This is a genomic window from Neoaquamicrobium microcysteis, assembly GCF_008180155.1.
Taxonomy (GTDB): Bacteria; Pseudomonadota; Alphaproteobacteria; order Rhizobiales; family Rhizobiaceae; genus Aerobium; species Aerobium microcysteis.
Genome location: NZ_VSZS01000060.1, coordinates 43,063 through 58,538 on the forward strand (window position 1 = coordinate 43,063; position 15,476 = coordinate 58,538).

The 15,476-nt window shown below is 65.4% G+C and carries 21 protein-coding genes; 10 read left to right on the forward strand and 11 right to left on the reverse strand.

Going from position 1 to position 15,476, the window contains the following annotated elements; genetic code table 11:
- Positions 1-91: 91 nt before the first annotated feature.
- Positions 92-751, forward strand: coding sequence for a peroxiredoxin (locus FY036_RS08495; protein ID WP_148914290.1), 660 nt, complete (start codon positions 92-94; stop codon positions 749-751).
- Positions 752-755: 4 nt separating this feature from the next.
- Here FY036_RS08495 and FY036_RS08500 read toward each other — a convergent pair whose 3' ends face one another.
- A complete protein-coding gene (locus FY036_RS08500) occupies positions 756-1,811 on the reverse strand; it encodes a YeeE/YedE family protein (RefSeq protein ID WP_148914291.1) in 1,056 nt (351 codons plus the stop codon).
- A gap of 195 nt (positions 1,812-2,006) precedes the next feature.
- On the opposite strand from FY036_RS08500, the gene FY036_RS08505 reads away from it, so the two are divergent.
- From FY036_RS08505 to FY036_RS08515, 3 genes are read left to right on the forward strand one after another with little or no spacing between them, the layout of a single operon-like run.
- Entirely contained in the window at positions 2,007-2,882 is an 876-nt protein-coding gene (locus tag FY036_RS08505; protein WP_235897591.1) for a D-alanyl-D-alanine carboxypeptidase family protein, read from the forward strand.
- 11 nt (positions 2,883-2,893) lie between these two features.
- Positions 2,894-3,580, forward strand: coding sequence for a D-lyxose/D-mannose family sugar isomerase (locus tag FY036_RS08510; RefSeq protein ID WP_148914292.1), 687 nt, complete (start codon positions 2,894-2,896; stop codon positions 3,578-3,580).
- 34 nt (positions 3,581-3,614) lie between these two features.
- Positions 3,615-4,232, forward strand: coding sequence for a nucleoside triphosphate hydrolase (locus FY036_RS08515; RefSeq protein WP_148914293.1), 618 nt, complete (start codon positions 3,615-3,617; stop codon positions 4,230-4,232).
- Between the two features lie 5 nt (positions 4,233-4,237).
- Here the strand turns inward: FY036_RS08515 and ureG are convergent, their stop codons facing one another.
- From ureG to ureC, 6 genes are read right to left on the reverse strand one after another with little or no spacing between them, the layout of a single operon-like run.
- Entirely contained in the window at positions 4,238-4,876 is a 639-nt protein-coding gene (ureG, locus tag FY036_RS08520; protein ID WP_148914294.1) for an urease accessory protein UreG, read from the reverse strand.
- Positions 4,873-5,541, reverse strand: coding sequence for an urease accessory protein UreF (locus FY036_RS08525; RefSeq protein WP_235897592.1), 669 nt, complete (start codon positions 5,539-5,541; stop codon positions 4,873-4,875). Before FY036_RS08525 ends, ureG begins: the two co-directional genes overlap by 4 nt.
- Positions 5,534-6,118: an urease accessory protein UreE gene (gene ureE / locus FY036_RS08530; RefSeq protein ID WP_148914295.1), complete on the reverse strand. Its 585-nt coding sequence runs from the start codon at positions 6,116-6,118 to the stop codon at positions 5,534-5,536. The genes FY036_RS08525 and ureE overlap by 8 nt, the downstream gene beginning before the upstream one ends.
- Positions 6,115-6,717: a glutathione S-transferase family protein gene (locus FY036_RS08535; RefSeq protein ID WP_148914296.1), complete on the reverse strand. Its 603-nt coding sequence runs from the start codon at positions 6,715-6,717 to the stop codon at positions 6,115-6,117. Before FY036_RS08535 ends, ureE begins: the two co-directional genes overlap by 4 nt.
- Positions 6,718-6,752: 35 nt before the next feature.
- The gene (locus FY036_RS08540) at positions 6,753-7,049 is read right to left on the reverse strand and encodes a putative quinol monooxygenase (protein ID WP_148914297.1); all 297 of its coding nucleotides are present in this window, start codon (positions 7,047-7,049) and stop codon (positions 6,753-6,755) included.
- 35 nt (positions 7,050-7,084) lie between these two features.
- Positions 7,085-8,797 (reverse strand): urease subunit alpha, encoded by a 1,713-nt coding sequence (gene ureC, locus FY036_RS08545; RefSeq protein ID WP_148914298.1) that lies wholly within the window; start codon positions 8,795-8,797, stop codon positions 7,085-7,087.
- Between the two features lie 188 nt (positions 8,798-8,985).
- On the opposite strand from ureC, the gene FY036_RS08550 reads away from it, so the two are divergent.
- The gene (locus FY036_RS08550; RefSeq protein ID WP_148914299.1) at positions 8,986-9,444 is read left to right on the forward strand and encodes a hypothetical protein; all 459 of its coding nucleotides are present in this window, start codon (positions 8,986-8,988) and stop codon (positions 9,442-9,444) included.
- A 186-nt stretch (positions 9,445-9,630) separates the two neighbouring features.
- Positions 9,631-10,128 carry a hypothetical protein gene (locus FY036_RS08555; protein WP_148914300.1) on the forward strand — a complete coding sequence of 166 codons (498 nt, stop codon included), beginning with the start codon at positions 9,631-9,633 and terminating at the stop codon, positions 10,126-10,128.
- Between the two features lie 22 nt (positions 10,129-10,150).
- Here FY036_RS08555 and FY036_RS08560 read toward each other — a convergent pair whose 3' ends face one another.
- Genes FY036_RS08560 through FY036_RS08575 form a run of 4 tightly spaced genes read right to left on the reverse strand, consistent with a single transcriptional unit; the run spans position 10,151 to position 12,251 of the window.
- Positions 10,151-10,456, reverse strand: a complete 306-nt coding sequence (locus FY036_RS08560) for an urease subunit beta (protein WP_148914301.1) — start codon at positions 10,454-10,456, stop codon at positions 10,151-10,153.
- 10 nt (positions 10,457-10,466) lie between these two features.
- Positions 10,467-11,060 (reverse strand): HupE/UreJ family protein, encoded by a 594-nt coding sequence (locus FY036_RS08565; RefSeq protein ID WP_148914302.1) that lies wholly within the window; start codon positions 11,058-11,060, stop codon positions 10,467-10,469.
- A 36-nt stretch (positions 11,061-11,096) separates the two neighbouring features.
- Positions 11,097-11,399, reverse strand: a complete 303-nt coding sequence (locus tag FY036_RS08570; protein ID WP_148914303.1) for an urease subunit gamma — start codon at positions 11,397-11,399, stop codon at positions 11,097-11,099.
- Between the two features lie 12 nt (positions 11,400-11,411).
- Complete coding sequence (locus FY036_RS08575; RefSeq protein ID WP_235897593.1) at positions 11,412-12,251, reverse strand: urease accessory protein UreD; 840 nt, start codon at positions 12,249-12,251, stop codon at positions 11,412-11,414.
- A gap of 186 nt (positions 12,252-12,437) precedes the next feature.
- Between FY036_RS08575 and FY036_RS08580 the strand changes: the two genes are divergently transcribed.
- The 4 genes from FY036_RS08580 to FY036_RS08595 all read left to right on the forward strand — a co-directional run bounded on the left by FY036_RS08580 (position 12,438) and on the right by FY036_RS08595 (position 15,440).
- Positions 12,438-12,692, forward strand: coding sequence for an acyl carrier protein (locus FY036_RS08580; RefSeq protein WP_148914304.1), 255 nt, complete (start codon positions 12,438-12,440; stop codon positions 12,690-12,692).
- Position 12,693: 1 nt separating this feature from the next.
- The gene (locus FY036_RS08585; RefSeq protein ID WP_148914305.1) at positions 12,694-13,911 is read left to right on the forward strand and encodes a beta-ketoacyl-[acyl-carrier-protein] synthase family protein; all 1,218 of its coding nucleotides are present in this window, start codon (positions 12,694-12,696) and stop codon (positions 13,909-13,911) included.
- Between the two features lie 103 nt (positions 13,912-14,014).
- Positions 14,015-14,719, forward strand: a complete 705-nt coding sequence (locus FY036_RS08590) for a glutathione S-transferase family protein (RefSeq protein ID WP_148914306.1) — start codon at positions 14,015-14,017, stop codon at positions 14,717-14,719.
- Positions 14,720-14,822: 103 nt separating this feature from the next.
- The gene (locus FY036_RS08595) at positions 14,823-15,440 is read left to right on the forward strand and encodes a LysE family translocator (RefSeq protein WP_148914307.1); all 618 of its coding nucleotides are present in this window, start codon (positions 14,823-14,825) and stop codon (positions 15,438-15,440) included.
- Positions 15,441-15,476 lie beyond the last annotated feature (36 nt).

Genomic DNA, 15,476 nt, shown 5'->3' on the forward strand with positions numbered 1-15,476 from the left:
GATGCCTCGCGCATGCCGGTCCTTGTCCTATGATGTCGCCAGCGCCATATCCGGCGGCGTGAAACGCCGTCCGACAGCAAGGGAGATCGCCATGGGCCTTCGCATCAACGACACAGCGCCTGATTTCACCGCCGACACCACGCAGGGCAAGATCAGCTTCCACGAATGGATCGGCGACGGCTGGGCCGTGCTGTTCTCGCACCCCAAGAACTTCACCCCGGTCTGCACCACGGAACTCGGCACGATGGCCGGGCTGGAGGGCGAGTTCAAGAAACGCAACGCCAAGATCATCGGCATCTCGGTCGATCCGGTCGAAAGCCACGGCAAGTGGAAGGACGACATCAAGACGGCGACCGGGTTCAACGTCGAATACCCGCTGATCGGCGACAAGGATCTCAAGGTCGCCAAGCTCTACGACATGCTGCCTGCCGATGCGGGTGACACGTCGGATGGCCGCACGCCGGCCGACAACGCCACGGTGCGCTCGGTCTACGTCATCGGGCCTGACAAGAAGATCAAGCTGGTGCTGACCTATCCGATGACCACGGGCCGCAACTTCGACGAGATCCTGCGCGCGATCGATTCCATCCAGCTCACCGCCAAGCATCAGGTGGCGACGCCCGCCAACTGGAAGCAGGGCGAGGATGTCATCATCACCGCCGCCGTCTCCAACGAGGATGCGACGAAGCGCTTCGGCTCCTACGAGACCATTCTGCCCTATCTGCGCAAGACGAAGCAGCCGAGCGCGTAACCGGTCATTTTCCCGGCGCGTCGACGATGCGATCCGTCGCCGCCGCGCCGGCCATCATGGCGGCCAAAGCCGTCAGCGACGACACCGCCAGCACCGAGCCGCCGGTAAGCCCTGCACCCACGGTGCAGCCTACCGCCAATATCCCGCCGAAGCCCATCAGTGCAGCGCCCGCCGCATAGCGCCAGATCGACGGCACGCCGGGTTCCGAAAACGTCGCTATCCGAAACTCGCCCGACGCCAGCGCGCCGATGGCCGCGCCTGCGACCGTGCCGATCAGCAGGCCCTGATCGAGCCCGGTGTCGGACAGGCTGCCGATCGCCAGCATCAGCGTGGTTGCGAACGGGCGGATGAAGGACAGGCTTTCGACCTGCACGGGATCGAACACCTGCTGCGAGAGCTGCCAGGTGAACCACCAGCCCCCGGCCAAGGCCAGCCCGACCACGACACCGCCGAAGAAGCGCCAGCCAGAGGCGCGGGTAACAAGCGCAAGCGCAACCGCCGCGCCGAGAAGCGCGCCGCCGGCCACCATGCCCGCAGTCCTGCCAAGCCCGGCATGCGCGAGAAGGTCGTTGCCGCCTATGGAGGCTGTGGTCCATAGCCCTGCTATGCTGTCGCGCAGCGGGATCAGCGCGCCCGCAAACGTCGCCCAGCCCGCCAGCGTGACGACTGCGAGGCAGAACACGGCGCGCAAATTTCCCGACGCGCCCAGCACCACCAACCGCGAGACGCAGCCGCGCGTCAGCGCCATGCCGACACCGAACAGCAGCCCGCCGATCAGCGCGCCAGAAAGGCTTTGGACCGAGGAGAAGAAGCGTGTCTCGGTGACCGACAACTCGCCGATATCGAGCATCGCCTGCACGCACAGCAGGGCGGTCGCGAACCCGGCCAGCCAGACGGCAAAGGCGCGCAGGTCGCCGTCGCGAACCGCCTCGATGATGGCGGAGCGCGTGCAGAAGCGGCTGCGCTGTGCCGCCAGGCCAAACACGGCGCCGAGCGCGATGCCGCCGATCATGGCGGTCGAGGGTTCTCCGACTGCATCAATGAGGGGGACGAAATCCATGCGATACGCTCCTGTCTAAACCTCTGATAAACCAAGCCGCAACCGGCGTCGATGCCGCCGCCGCTGTGCCTGCAATCGGCCACAATCGGCCCACAACCATGCCGTCCCGCATGCCTGCGGGATTGCGACGAGTGGGAGGCTGGGGCATCATCCGCCTGCTTCGGGCTTGGCCGGATAAGTGATTCAGGGGAAATCGTGCACGCCGCATTGAATGCAGCCACGGACGCAGCGCGCCGTCTGATCGTCTTGTTTGCAGTGCTGGCATTCGTGGCCGCCTGCTCCACGCAAAGCGTGATGGAAACGGCGGTTGCGCCGCTGCCGTCTGAGAAATACGCGTCCATCGTCGTCGACGCAAATACGGGCAGGGTGCTCTACGAGAGCAATTCGCGAGATGCGCGCTATCCTGCCTCGCTGACCAAGATGATGACGCTCTACATGCTGTTCGAGGCGCTCGACGACGGCCGGATGACGGGCGAGACCGCCATTCCCGTGTCGGCCTATGCGGCCGCGCGGCCACCGTCCAAAATCGGCTTCAGGGCCGGGCAGAGCATCGACGCGCGCTCGGCGATCCTGGCGCTGTGCGTGCGCTCGGCCAACGATGTCGCGGTCGCGGTTGCCGAGCATCTCGGCGGCACCGAAGAACGCTTCGCCGCGATGATGACCGCCAAGGCGCGCGAGCTCGGCATGCGCTCCACCACCTTCCGCAACGCCTCGGGCCTGCCCGATGCCGGCCAGCAGACGACCGCGCATGACATGGCCATCCTGTCGATGGCGCTGCGCAAGCGCTTCCCGCACCACTACCACTATTTCGCCAACCGGGAATTCGCCTATGCCGGCAAGGTCATCCGCGGCCACAACGACCTTCTGGGCCGCGTAAACGGCGTCGACGGGCTCAAGACAGGCTATATCCGCGCATCCGGCTTCAACCTCGCCACCTCCGTCGGCCGCGGCGGAAAGCGCATCGTGGCCGTGGTGATGGGTGGCGACAGCGCCGCCATCCGCAACGCGCATATGGAAGAACTGATCGAGACATATCTGCCGCGCGCTTCCATCGCCGGCGCCGCGGGCTGAGGAGAAGTCTGATGAAACGCTCCGAGGTCAACGACATCCTCGCCTGGGCCGAGGCCTTCATCCGCTCCTACGGCTATGTGCTTCCGCCCTTCGCCTACTGGTCGCCCGCGCAGATGAAGGCGCGCCGCGCCGATATCGCCGGCATCGTCGATGCGCGGCTCGGCTGGGACATAACCGACTACGGCAAGGGCGATTTCCCCGGCATGGGGCTTTTCCTGTTCACCGTGCGCAACGGCAACGCCGCCGACCTGCCGCGCGGAAGGGGCATGCTCTATGCCGAAAAGATCATGATTTCGCGCCGCGACCAGATCGCGCCGATGCACCGTCACGACGTGAAGGCCGAAGACATCATCAACCGGGGCGGCGGCACGCTGGCGCTCAAGCTCTATATGTCCGCGCCCGACGGCTCGATAGACAAGAGTGCGCGTGTGCACGTGCCCACCGACGGGGTCTGGCGGGAGCTGGAGCCCGGCGGCATCCTGCGGCTTGCGCCGGGCGAGAGCGTGACGCTGCTTCCAGGCGTCTGGCATGCCTTCTGGGGTGAGGACAAGGATGTGCTTATCGGCGAGGTGTCGACCGTCAACGACGACGAGACAGACAACGTCTTTGCCGAGCCCATCGCGCGTTTCTCGCAGATCGAGGAAGATGTGGAGCCGACCCACCTGCTTGTTTCCGACTACCGGAAGTGGCTAGGCTGACGCCGGCGAAGGGCGATACTTCCGGGAGGAGAAGATGTCCCAGATAGCCCATCTGGCCGCAACGCTGTTTCGCAAGGCCGCCGGCCGCAAGCGGCTGATCGTGGCGATCGCCGGCCCGCCCGGCGCGGGGAAATCCACCTTTGCCGAGGCGCTCCTACCGCTCCTGCCCGCAGGGTCCGCTTCCGTGGTGCCGATGGACGGCTTTCACTACGACAACCGGGTGTTGGAAGCGCGCGGCCTCGGCGCGCGCAAGGGCTCGCCTGAAAGCTTCGATTTCGACGGGCTGCGCCATCTGATCGAAAGGCTGGCACGTGCCGATGCCGACGTGGCGATCCCCGTCTTCGACCGGGAGGCAGACCTTGCCCGCGCAGGCGCGGTGGTGGTCGATGCGCAGACGAAGTTCGTTCTGGTGGAAGGCAACTACCTGATGCTGGACGAAAGCCCGTGGTACGGGCTGTCGCCGCTGTTCGACGTGACCGTCTGGCTCGATGTGCCGTCGGGCGAGCTGGAGCGTAGGCTGGTGCAGCGCTGGGTCGATCACGGCTTGTCGCCCGAGGAAGCGCGTGCCCGCGCATTCGCCAACGATCTTCCCAATGCAGAGCGTATCCTGGCGCACCGGCGGCAGGCCGACGTGACGATCACCGGCGCCTGAGGCGGCTATTCCGCCGCGGCGGCGCTCGCAGGCCGCAGGCCGCCCTGTTCCAGAATGTGGGCGATGACGGCTTCGAGCCCTCGCCCGCGCGACAGGTCGGTGAAGCCGAACGGCTTGCCCTTGCGCATGCGCCCGGCATCGTCGGCCATCACGTCGAGATTGACGTTCACATAGGGCGCGAGGTCTGACTTGTTGATGACGAGGAAGTCCGAACGCGTGATGCCCGGCCCCCCCTTGCGCGGGATTTCCTCGCCCTGGCAGACCGAGATGACGTAGAGCGTGATGTCGGCGAGGTCCGGCGAGAAGGTCGCCGCCAGATTGTCGCCGCCGGATTCGATGAACACGATATCGAGGTCGGGAATCTTGCGGCGCATCTCGGCGATGGCTTGCAGGTTGATCGAAGCGTCCTCACGGATGGCGGTGTGCGGGCAGCCGCCGGTCTCCACGCCCATGATGCGGTCTTCGGGCAGCGCCTGAAGCCGCGCCAGCATCAGCGCGTCCTCCTTGGTGTATATGTCGTTGGTGATGACGGCGATGGAGAAATCGTCGCGCAGCGCCTTGCAGAGCTTCTCCGTCAGCGTCGTCTTGCCGGAGCCGACGGGACCGCCGATGCCGATGCGGAGGGGGCCGTTGGGAGAAGTCATGAGCGGAACAGCCTCGAATATTGCGTTTCATGGTTCATGGCGGCGATTTCCGCCGTCAGCGTCGATGAGCCCAGATCGTCGAGCGACGAGCGTGCCGCGCGCTCCGCCGTCTTAATCAGCGCCGTTTCGAGCGCGGCCAGTATTCCGACCGCCTCGCTCTGCCCAATGACGGAAAGCCGGATCGCGGCCTGAAGCTGGTTCGAGACGAAAGCTTGCAGAAAGGCGGTGAGCACACCCTCGAGCGGCACGCCATGCGCGCCCGCGGCAGCGCCGACCGCGACGCAATAGGGGCAACTCGCCGGCAGCGCCTGCACCACGGCCGAGGGCCAGACTGATGCCGCCTGCAGGAATGCCGCGCCCTGAAGCGTGGATTCCATATGCCGCTCTGCAGAGCCTGCCAACGCTTCCGCCAGTTCAGCGACATCGCGGGGCGTCGCGCCTGCCGATGCCTGCCGGTGACTTTCCGCCAGAAGCACCGCGTCGTTCCAGCCGGAGCCTTGCTCCACCAGCGCCGCAATCCACGCGGCGAGGCTTTCGCCGTCCTCGACAAGCCCGTCATGCACCGCCCGTTCAAGCCCGTGGCTGTAGCTGAACGATCCCACCGGAAAGGCCGGCGACAGCCACGCCATCAGGCGCAGAAGCGAGGCCTGCCCCGGTTCAGGCATGGTTGTGCCCGTAATGCGGGTCGCCCGGCATCCGCCCGAACTTGTCGGGCTCGCCATGCCCATGCTCATGGTCGCCATGGTGATGGCCGTGCCCGTGCGCATGGCCATGACCGGAATAAGCCCCGCGCACCGGCACGAATGGCGCGACGATCTCCTTCACGGAAGCGCCGAGCCCCTCCAGCATCGCCTTGATGACATGATCGCGCAGGATGAGGATGCGACCGGTTTCGATCTGCGCTGCCAGATGGCGGTTGCCGATATGCCAGCATAGCTCCGAAAGGTGCAGCGGATCCCGGGCGAGGATTTCGTAGACCTCTTCTTTGGCAGCGACGATGCCCGCGCGGCGGCCGTCGTCCAGCACCAGCACGTCGCCGTCTTCGAGCGCGGTCGGCTCGGGCAAATCCACCAGCACCTTCTCGCCCTGTGCAAGTTCGAGAACCTTGCGGCGCAGATGACGTTCGTCATGCGCGAGCATCGTGACGTCGAACGGCGAAGGTCCGTCTGTCGCCTCTGCCGCGCGTAGGAACGACCCGGCGCGCGGCAGCTTGGTGAAGTCCTGATTCATCTCCAGCTTCAATTTACGGCCTCTTCCCTTGCCCTGGCGCGGGCCAGCGCGGGCCGCGCCAGCACCCTGTCGAAATAGGCGTTCACGCGGTCGGAATCGATGGTGAAGCGCGCGTTGCGCGCCCACTGGCCGCAATGGCCGAGGATCACGTCGGCCGCGGTGAAGCGGTTGCCCATCGCATATTCGTGCTCGCCCAGCCGAAGTTCCAGCGAGCGGATTTCGCGGGTGAACTCGGCCGTCGTCCACGGACCGACATCGACGCGCTCGTCTTCCGACAGCAGCATGCGATGCTTCAGCTTGTTCCACAGCGGCGCTTCCAGTTCCGACTGGGCGAAGAACAGCCAGGCGTTGAGATGCGCACGCTCGGCGGGCGTCTGCGGCGCCATGCCCTTCTCGGGATGGTTTTCGGCCAGATAAGCGCAGATGGCGGCCGAATCCGTCACAACGACGTTGCCGTCCACCAGCGCCGGACCCTTGCCGGAAGGGTTGTAGCGGCGCATCTCGTCGGTGTGCTGTTTCGCCTTGATGATCTGGTAGGGCTGGCCAAGCTCCTCCAGCATCCAGGTGACCCGGATGAGGCGCGAACCGGGCGATCCGATTGCCTGATACATGTCTGTCTCTCTCCCCTTGGCGATTTCGAGCGTGCTCAGAACTGCTCGATTCGCTCGGGGTGCACAATCTCTATGCGCCGTTCGACCAGATGCGGTGCGCTGGCGTCGCGCCATGCCACGAGATGCGGCTGCTTGGAATGGGCGGTCAGGTCCTCGCGCGTTTCCCACCGCTCCACGAAGACGAGCTTTTCCGGATCGTCCAGGCTGGCGAAAAGCTCGTAGGAGATGCAGCCCTTCTCCTTGCGGGTTTCCGCGACGCAGGCGGCGGCCGGCGCGCGCAGCGCCTCCAGCGATCCGGGCTTTATGGTGAGCGTGGCGACGACATAGATCATGAAGAACGGCCTCCCTGTTCATTGGCGCGGCCACGCTAGAACAGAAAATACCGCTGCGCCATCGGCAGCACGGTTGCCGGCTCGCAGGTCAACAGTTCGCCGTCCGCGCGCACTTCGTAGGTTTCGGGATCCACTTCGACATGCGGGGTGGCGTCGTTGAGCATCATGGAGCGCTTGCCGATCCCGCCGCGCGTATTTGAGACGGCGACCATGCCCTTTTCAACGCCGAGCTTCGCGCGCAGGCCGGCGTCGAGCGCGGCCTGACTGACGAAGGTCACGGAGGAATGCGTTACCGCCTTGCCGTATGCGCCGAACATCGGCCGGTAATGCACCGGTTGCGGCGTCGGGATCGAGGCGTTGGGGTCGCCCATAGGGGCGGCGACGATCATGCCACCCATCAGCACCATGTCCGGCTTCACGCCGAAGAAGGCCGGATTCCAGATCACAAGATCGGCGCGCTTGCCGACCTCGATGGAGCCGATCTCCTTCGAGATGCCGTGCGCGATGGCTGGGTTGATCGTGTATTTGGCGATGTAGCGGCGGACGCGGAAATTGTCGTTGTCGCCGGTTTCCTCCTTCAGCGCGCCACGCTGGCGCTTCATCTTGTCTGCCGTCTGCCAGGTGCGGATGATGACCTCGCCGACGCGGCCCATCGCCTGGCTGTCCGACGAGATGATGGAGAACGCCCCGATGTCGTGCAGGATGTCCTCGGCCGCGATGGTTTCCTTGCGGATGCGGCTTTCTGCAAACGCGATATCCTCGGGGATAGACGGCGAGAGGTGGTGGCACACCATCAGCATGTCGAGATGCTCGGCTATGGTGTTTTGCGTATAGGGCCGGGTCGGGTTGGTGGAGGAGGGGATGACGTTGTCGAACCCGCACACCTTGATGATGTCGGGCGCGTGGCCGCCTCCCGCGCCCTCGGTGTGGAAGGCATGGATGGTGCGGCCCGCAATGGCGGCGATCGTGTCCTCCACGAACCCGCTCTCGTTGAGCGTGTCGGTGTGGATCATCACTTGCACGTCGTAGTCGTCGGCAACGTTCAGGCAGCAGTTGATGGCCGCCGGCGTCGTGCCCCAGTCTTCGTGGAGCTTCATGGCGCAGGCGCCTGCAAGCACCATCTCCTCCAGCGCCGCGGGTAGAGACGCGTTGCCTTTGGCCGACAGGCCGATATTCATCGGAAACGCATCGAAAGACTGGATCATACGGCCGATATGCCAGGGGCCGGGCGTGCAGGTGGTGGCCAGCGTTCCGTGCGCGGGGCCGGTGCCGCCGCCCAGCATGGTGGTGACTCCCGACATCAGCGCTTCCTCGATCTGCTGCGGGCAGATGAAGTGGATGTGCGCGTCGAAGCCGCCGGCGGTGACGATCTTGCCCTCGCCGGCAATCGCCTCCGTGCCGGGACCGATGGTGATGGTCACGCCGTCCTGCGTGTCGGGGTTGCCGGCCTTGCCGATCGCTGCGATGCGCCCGTCCTTCAGGCCGATGTCGGCCTTGTATATGCCTGACGCGTCCAAGATCAGTGCATTGGTGATGACGGTATCGACCGCGCCTTGCGCGCGCGAAACCTGGCTCTGGCCCATGCCGTCGCGGATCACCTTGCCGCCGCCGAACTTCACCTCCTCGCCGTATACAGTCAGGTCCTTTTCGACCTCGACGAACAGTTCGGTGTCGGCGAGGCGAACCCTGTCGCCCACTGTCGGGCCGAACATGCGGGCATAGGCGGGGCGTGAGATTCGAGCAGCCATCAGTCTGTTTTCCCCTGGAAGTGTGCCGCGGGGGTCGCTTGCACATTGCCGCCACCAAATGACCCCCAAATGGACGCGGCATTCATGAAACCCGAAAGCGACGAGCGCATTCCTCCCTTGGTCGTCTCAAAGCGACCGCACCGAAAGAAGGGATGAACCCCAACGGAACGACGACGAAAGGTACAGCCATGAAACGCATTATCGGTATCACCACCGCAGCCCTCATGAGCGCTTCGGTCCTCGCCGCCCCTGCCTTCGCGCAGGTCGATCTTGACCTGTCGGGCGGTGCCGACGCCACGACGAACACGACGATGCCGGACATTGACACCGGCACGACGGCAGCGATCGATGCCGACTTCGGTACCGCGCTCTCCGCGCTGACCAACAGCTCCGGCAACGCCGAAGCCATCGCGATGAGCGACGGCGCCAATGTCAGGGTCGTGAGTGTAAGCGATCTGGAAGGTCATGATGCGACCGCGCTGGATGAGGCTATCACGCAGCATGAGGATGGCGTGGAAGCTCTGCGCACCTCGGTGGAGGCCAATGCGGCTCTCAAGCAAGAGCTTCAGACGCAGGGCGTTGACGTGTCCTCCATCGTAGCCGCCCAGGTCGAGGCGGATGGCGAGGTTACCGTCTACGTCAGGTAAGTTTGATACCAGAATAACCGTCGGCGCGGACACAGTTCCGCGCCGACTTTTCGTTGCGGGAATCTGCCACGGTTCCATAGTGCTGCACGGAGCGTTAGGCTTATCGTGAACCGAACGCGCCGGTTGCGCGTTGATAAAATCGATCCGCGCGCGACGCGTACGCTTAAAGGAAAGGGAGCCTAACTCTTGTTGATTTCGACCGATTCGGACAAGCCAGCCTGGATTCATGCCGCGGCGGCGGCCGCCTTCCTGCTTGCCTCCGCGCCCAACGTGGCGCTGATGGCGCAGGGTCTGGACGCCGAAGGCGCCATTGATGCCATCGTCGGCTCCGACATCAATACGGGCGAGGAGGCGGTGACCGCCGACGAAGAGCGCATCGTCGCCGCCATAGAGCAGACCGCGGAAAACGCCGCGGAAGTCCGCAAGCGCTTCAGCATCGACCGCGTCGATATCGTCTTCCTGCCGGATTTCGGCGATGAGGAGACCGCGGTCGATGCCAAGATGGCGGAGTTCGAGACGGAGATCGGCGAACTGCGCAACGAGATCCAGGGCAGCGCGATCTTCTACCACGCCGTCAACTCGCACCGTATTCTCGTGACCGACGTCATCGCGATGGAATTCGGCGACGACAACGTCGCGACCATCTTCGTCGCCGGCCGCGAGCCGGGCACCGGGCTCGAGTGAGCTTGGCCGCGACGGGCGCACCCTAGAGCTTCCCCATGACCTGCTGGCGAAAGCCGTAGACGGCGCGCCCGCCGCCCAGCGGCACTAGCGTGACGTCGCGTTCCTGCCCCGGCTCGAAGCGCACGGCCGTGCCCGATGCGATGTCGAGGCGCATGCCCCGCGCCCTCTCGCGCTCGAACGATAGCGCGCCGTTGGTCTCGTAGAAGTGGTAGTGGCTGCCCACCTGTATCGGCCGGTCGCCGGTATTGGCGACCCGCAGGGTGACAACGGGCAGGCCGGCGTTGAGCTCGATCTCGCCTGCAGCGGGGATGATCTCGCCTGGTATCATGCGCGCCTCCCTAACCGGCAACCATCAGCCACACGCCAGCCAGTGCCGTAACACCTCCTGCCGCGCGCGTTACCATCTGGCCGGTCGTGCCGCTGAACAGGCGTGCGACGCTCAGGCCCGCTGCCATGCCGACCGCATGCAGCAGCGCGGTCGCCATCGCAAAGCCTGCCGCATAACCGGCAGCGCCTGCCTCTCCCATCTCGCCGCCATGGGCATATCCGTGAAAAAGCGCAAAGAAGCCGACGACAACCATTACCGCGCCCACCGGCATCGGCACTGCCAGGGCCACCAGCAGGCCGATGGCTACGACCGAGGCGAGGATCGTAGGCTCCACAAAGGGAAGCGGCACGCCCACCATCGAGGCGAGGAAACCCAACGCCATGACGCCGACGAAGGCCGCCGGCACCGCCCAGATCGCCCGGCCCCCCAGCAAGGCTGCCCACAAGCCTACGGCGACCATGGCCAGCACGTGGTCCGTGCCGAAAAGCGGGTGGGTGAAACCCGCCATGAACGAGCCGTGCTCGCCCGGATCGAGATGGGCGAATGCGGGGCTCGCGCTCGCTGCCAGCAGTGCCGCGCCGAGGCCCAAGGTTTTTCTGTTCATCGTCCGGGTTCCCCTGTCTTTCATCGTTCGCCGGATTCAGCGTATCGGTTCGTGCACGGTCACCAGCTTGGTGCCATCCGGAAACGTCGCCTCCACCTGCACGTCGTGGATCATTTCGGCCACGCCCTCCATCACCTGTTCGCGGGCAACGACATGAGCTCCCGCTTCCATCAGGTCGGCAACCGTGCGGCCATCGCGCGCGCCTTCGACGACGAAGTCGGTGATGAGCGCTATCGCTTCGGGATGGTTCAACTTCACGCCGCGCTCCAGCCGCTTGCGCGCGACGATCGCGGCCATGGCGATCAGCAGCTTGTCCTTTTCGCGCGGCGTCAGGTTCATGGTTCGCAGTCCCTACAGTGACCAAGTTTTAGGCAGGCCTGCTCGCCCGTTGAGCATCGTCACGAGCGGAGTCAGCCGTTCGCGTAGCGCGTAGCCGTCGGTTGCGACCAGCCTCGCAAGAAGCTTGCCAGTCTCTCCCACCTTCCAGAACGACGCGCCTCCGCTCTCGCCGACAATGGCGCGGACAGCGTCCATTCGCTCTGCGGCGTCCGGCGCGATCAGAAGCAGGGTCGCGAACGCCTGCCCGCCACCGAACGCCGCCCTCTTGGACAGGGATGCCGACACGTCCGGACCGATGGCGAAATCTTCCGCGTGAACGAGCCGACCGCCCACGCGCACGCGCCAGCGATCGCGGAACGTTGCCGCCGCCACGCTCTCGCCCATCGCGTGCCTGCCGAAGACGGCCGCTTCCACCAGCAGAACCGCGGCATTTGGGGCCACATCCACGTCGAGCCTGCGCAGGAAGGCCGAACGGTCGAAGACGATGGTTTCCTGCGGCAGCCAGGCGACGCGTGCTCCGGCACCCACTGCTATCGAGCAGGTGGTTTCGGCGTGGCCGCCCGACGACCGGTAGACCTTTTCGCAGGCTTGCGTCGTAACGGCCAGCGATGCTCCGGCCCGCGCCTCGATGTGCCAGCCGATCCGGTCGCCGCCGGTCAGTCCGCCGGCGGTGTTGATGAGGATGGCTTCCAGCGCCTCGCCGTCGCGTGCCGGCAGGCGGATCTTGGCCGCACCCTCCTGGAACAGCCGTTCCACGCGCGTCTGCCCGTCACGCAGCCGCGCGACGAGCTCTCCCCGCGCCGAGACGCGCTGCATGGATGGCCTGTGGATACCTGCGAAGGGACCGTTCATGACTGCGAACTCCTGCCCCGGCTGGAAGCAACGCCCATGCCATGTCGCCGGCTATCGCATAGGCACTGTGCTTCAGCGATGAGCGGTTGCGCAACGGCTAATGGCTTCCTATAGGTGTTCCGAGGAGCGTAGAAAGTCACGTTTAGTGTAGTTTCGCGCAGGTCTTCTGGTTGGGTGAGGTGTTGTATGAGCGACGATGTGGCGGCGAAGATTGTCGATAAGATCAAGGCGCACGCCAGCCCCGACGTGGGCGACATCACGCTTGAAACCGAACTGACGGAGCTTGGCATCCATTCGCTCGAACTCACCGAGATCATCTTCGACCTCGAGGACGAGTTCGGCATCGAGATCGAGATGAGCACAGTCGACGCCTGGTCCAACCTCAACAATGTCGGGGATATGGTGGAGGCCGTGCGCGGCCTGATCCAGAAAAAAGCCTGATATGTCGCGTCCCCGCATCGTCATCACCGGAATGGGCGGCATCTGCGCGCTCGGCACTGATGTCGCCGGCATATGGGACGCGATGTGTGCCGGACGCTCCGGTATCGGCCCGATCGAGACGGTGCCGCTGCACGACCTCAAGGTGCGCACGGGCGCCGAGATCAAGGCGCTGCCGGACCACGGCATAGACCATCGTCGCCTCGTCACCATGGATCGCTTCAGCGTTCTGGCCGTGATCGCCGCGCGCGAGGCTGCCGCGCAGGCGGGGCTGGTGGTCGACGAGACCAACACTCACCGTATCGGCGCCATTGTGGGCGCGGGCGTTTGCGGCTGGGAATCCATCGAGGACAACTACCGCGGCATCCTGCTCGACGGGCGACCGCGCGCCAGCATCTTCTCCGTCCCGCGCGCCATGACCGGCGCGCCGGCGGGCCAGGTCAGCATGGATCTGGGCCTGCGCGGCCCGGTCTTTGGCGTCACGTCGGCCTGCTCGACGGCCAACCATTCCATCAGCACGGCGGTCGACCAGCTCGTGCTCGGCCGCGCCGACGTGATGCTGGCCGGCGGTACCGAGGCGCCCATCGTGTGGGGCATTCTCAAGGCATGGGAGGCGCTGCGGGTGCTGGCTAAGGAGACCTGCCGGCCGTTCTCCGCGGATCGCGAAGGACTGGTGATAGGCGAGGGCGCCGGCGTACTGGTGCTGGAGACGCTCGACCACGCACTGGGGCGCGGCGCGACGATCCTTGCCGAATATGCCGGGTCCGGCATGTCGGCTGACGCCACCGACATCGTCGCGCCCACCGTCGAAGGGCCGACAGCCGCGATGGTGAACTGTATGGCGGATGCGGGGCTTTCGCCCGACGAGATCGACTACGTCAATGCGCACGGCACCGGCACCAAGGCCAACGACCAGATCGAGACCAAGGCGATCCGTGCGGCGTTCGGCGCGGCGGCCGATAGGCTTTCCGTCTCGTCCACCAAGTCGATGCACGGCCACTGCCTCGGCGCCACCGCGGCCATCGAACTGATCGCCTGCGTCAAGGCTATCCATGACGGCATCGTGCCGCCCACGGCCAACCACCGCGAGGCCGATCCGGCCTGCGACCTCGACGTTACCCCCAACACCGCGCGCCGACGCGAGGTGCGCGCGGCGATCAGCAACGCATTCGCCTTTGGCGGGACCAACGCGACCCTGGCGGTAAAAGCCTACAGACCCTGACAGGAATGGTGCAACCGAAGCTTGCGACGGCCCAGCGGATACCTATCTGTCACCGGTCACCCTCGCTGCTTCCGGCGACCTTCCACCAACAGGGGCGTATTCCATGACCGATCTATCGAGCTTTCCCGTTGCCGCGCGCTGGCCGGCAAAGGACGCGGGCAAGCTGCAGCTCTATTCCTTCCCGACGCCCAACGGCGTCAAGATTTCCATCGCGCTCGAAGAAATCGGCCTGCCCTACGAGGCTCACGCGGTAGACATCACGAAGAACGAGACCTGGACGGACGAGTTCCTGTCGCTCAACCCCAATGGCAAGATCCCGGCGATCATCGACCCTGACGGCCCCGGCGGAAAGCCGTTGGCGCTGTTCGAATCCGGCGCGATCCTCGTCTATCTCGCCGAAAAGGCGGACAGGCTGCTGCCACGCGATTCGGCGCGCCGCTACGAGGCCATCCAGTGGGTCTTCTTCCAGATGGGCGGCATCGGCCCGATGTTCGGCCAGCTCGGCTTCTTCTACAAGTTCGCCGGCAAGGATATCGAGGACAAGCGGCCGCTGGAACGCTATGCAAACGAATCGAAGCGCCTCGTCGGCGTTCTCGAAAAGCGGCTTGCCGGCCGTCAGTGGATCATGGACGACGACTACACCATTGCGGACATCGCCATCTTCCCGTGGGTTCGCGGCCTGCGCGATTTCTATCAGGCCGATCCGTTGATCGGCTTCGGCGACTTCCCCAACACGGTCGACTGGCTGGATCGCTGCATCGCCCGCCCGGCAAGCCAGAAGGGCCTCAACATCCCGTCACGCGGCTGAACGCTGGCCCAACCGGCGCGCTTCCGGCGGCCAATGCCGGCCGCTTCTCAAGCCCGGTCCTCCATGCGATAGGAGAGCTTCGGATCTTCCGGAGCTTTCCGCCATGACCCTTGCAGGCTTCGTTACCTATGCGGGCGCGCTCGCCATCGCCGCTGCGATACCCGGTCCCGGCATCGTCGCGCTGATCGCGCGTGCCCTGGGCGCGGGCTTTCGCCCGGCCATCTTCATGGCTGCAGGCCTGATCGTCGGCGATCTCGTATACCTCACGGCCGTCGTTCTCGGCCTCGCGCTGGTGGCGCAGACCTTCGGCACCGCCTTCCTCGTCATCAAATGGGCCGGCGTCGCCTATCTGGCATGGATGGCGTGGACGTTCTGGCGCACCGGCATCACCGCCGAGAAAGTGCATGCCGACCGCTCTCGCGACGGCGTCGCGGCCAGCTTCCTTTCCGGGCTGCTCGTCACGCTGGGCAACCCGAAGGTCATGGTGTTCTATCTCGCAATCACGCCCACCATCATCGATATCGCCACGGTCACCCTGTCGGATTACGGCGTGCTGATGGTCATTACGGCGATGGTGCTGCTCGTCGTGCTGGTACCGTATCTGGCGCTGGCGGCGAAGGCCCGCTGGTTCCTGGCCACCCCGCGCGCGCTCAAGGCGCTCAACCGCACCGCGGCGGGCTTCATGGCAGGGGCTGCCGCGGCCATCGCCTTCCGCCAGTAGTTGCGCTTCCTCGCCGCCGCCCGCTACTATCCGGCG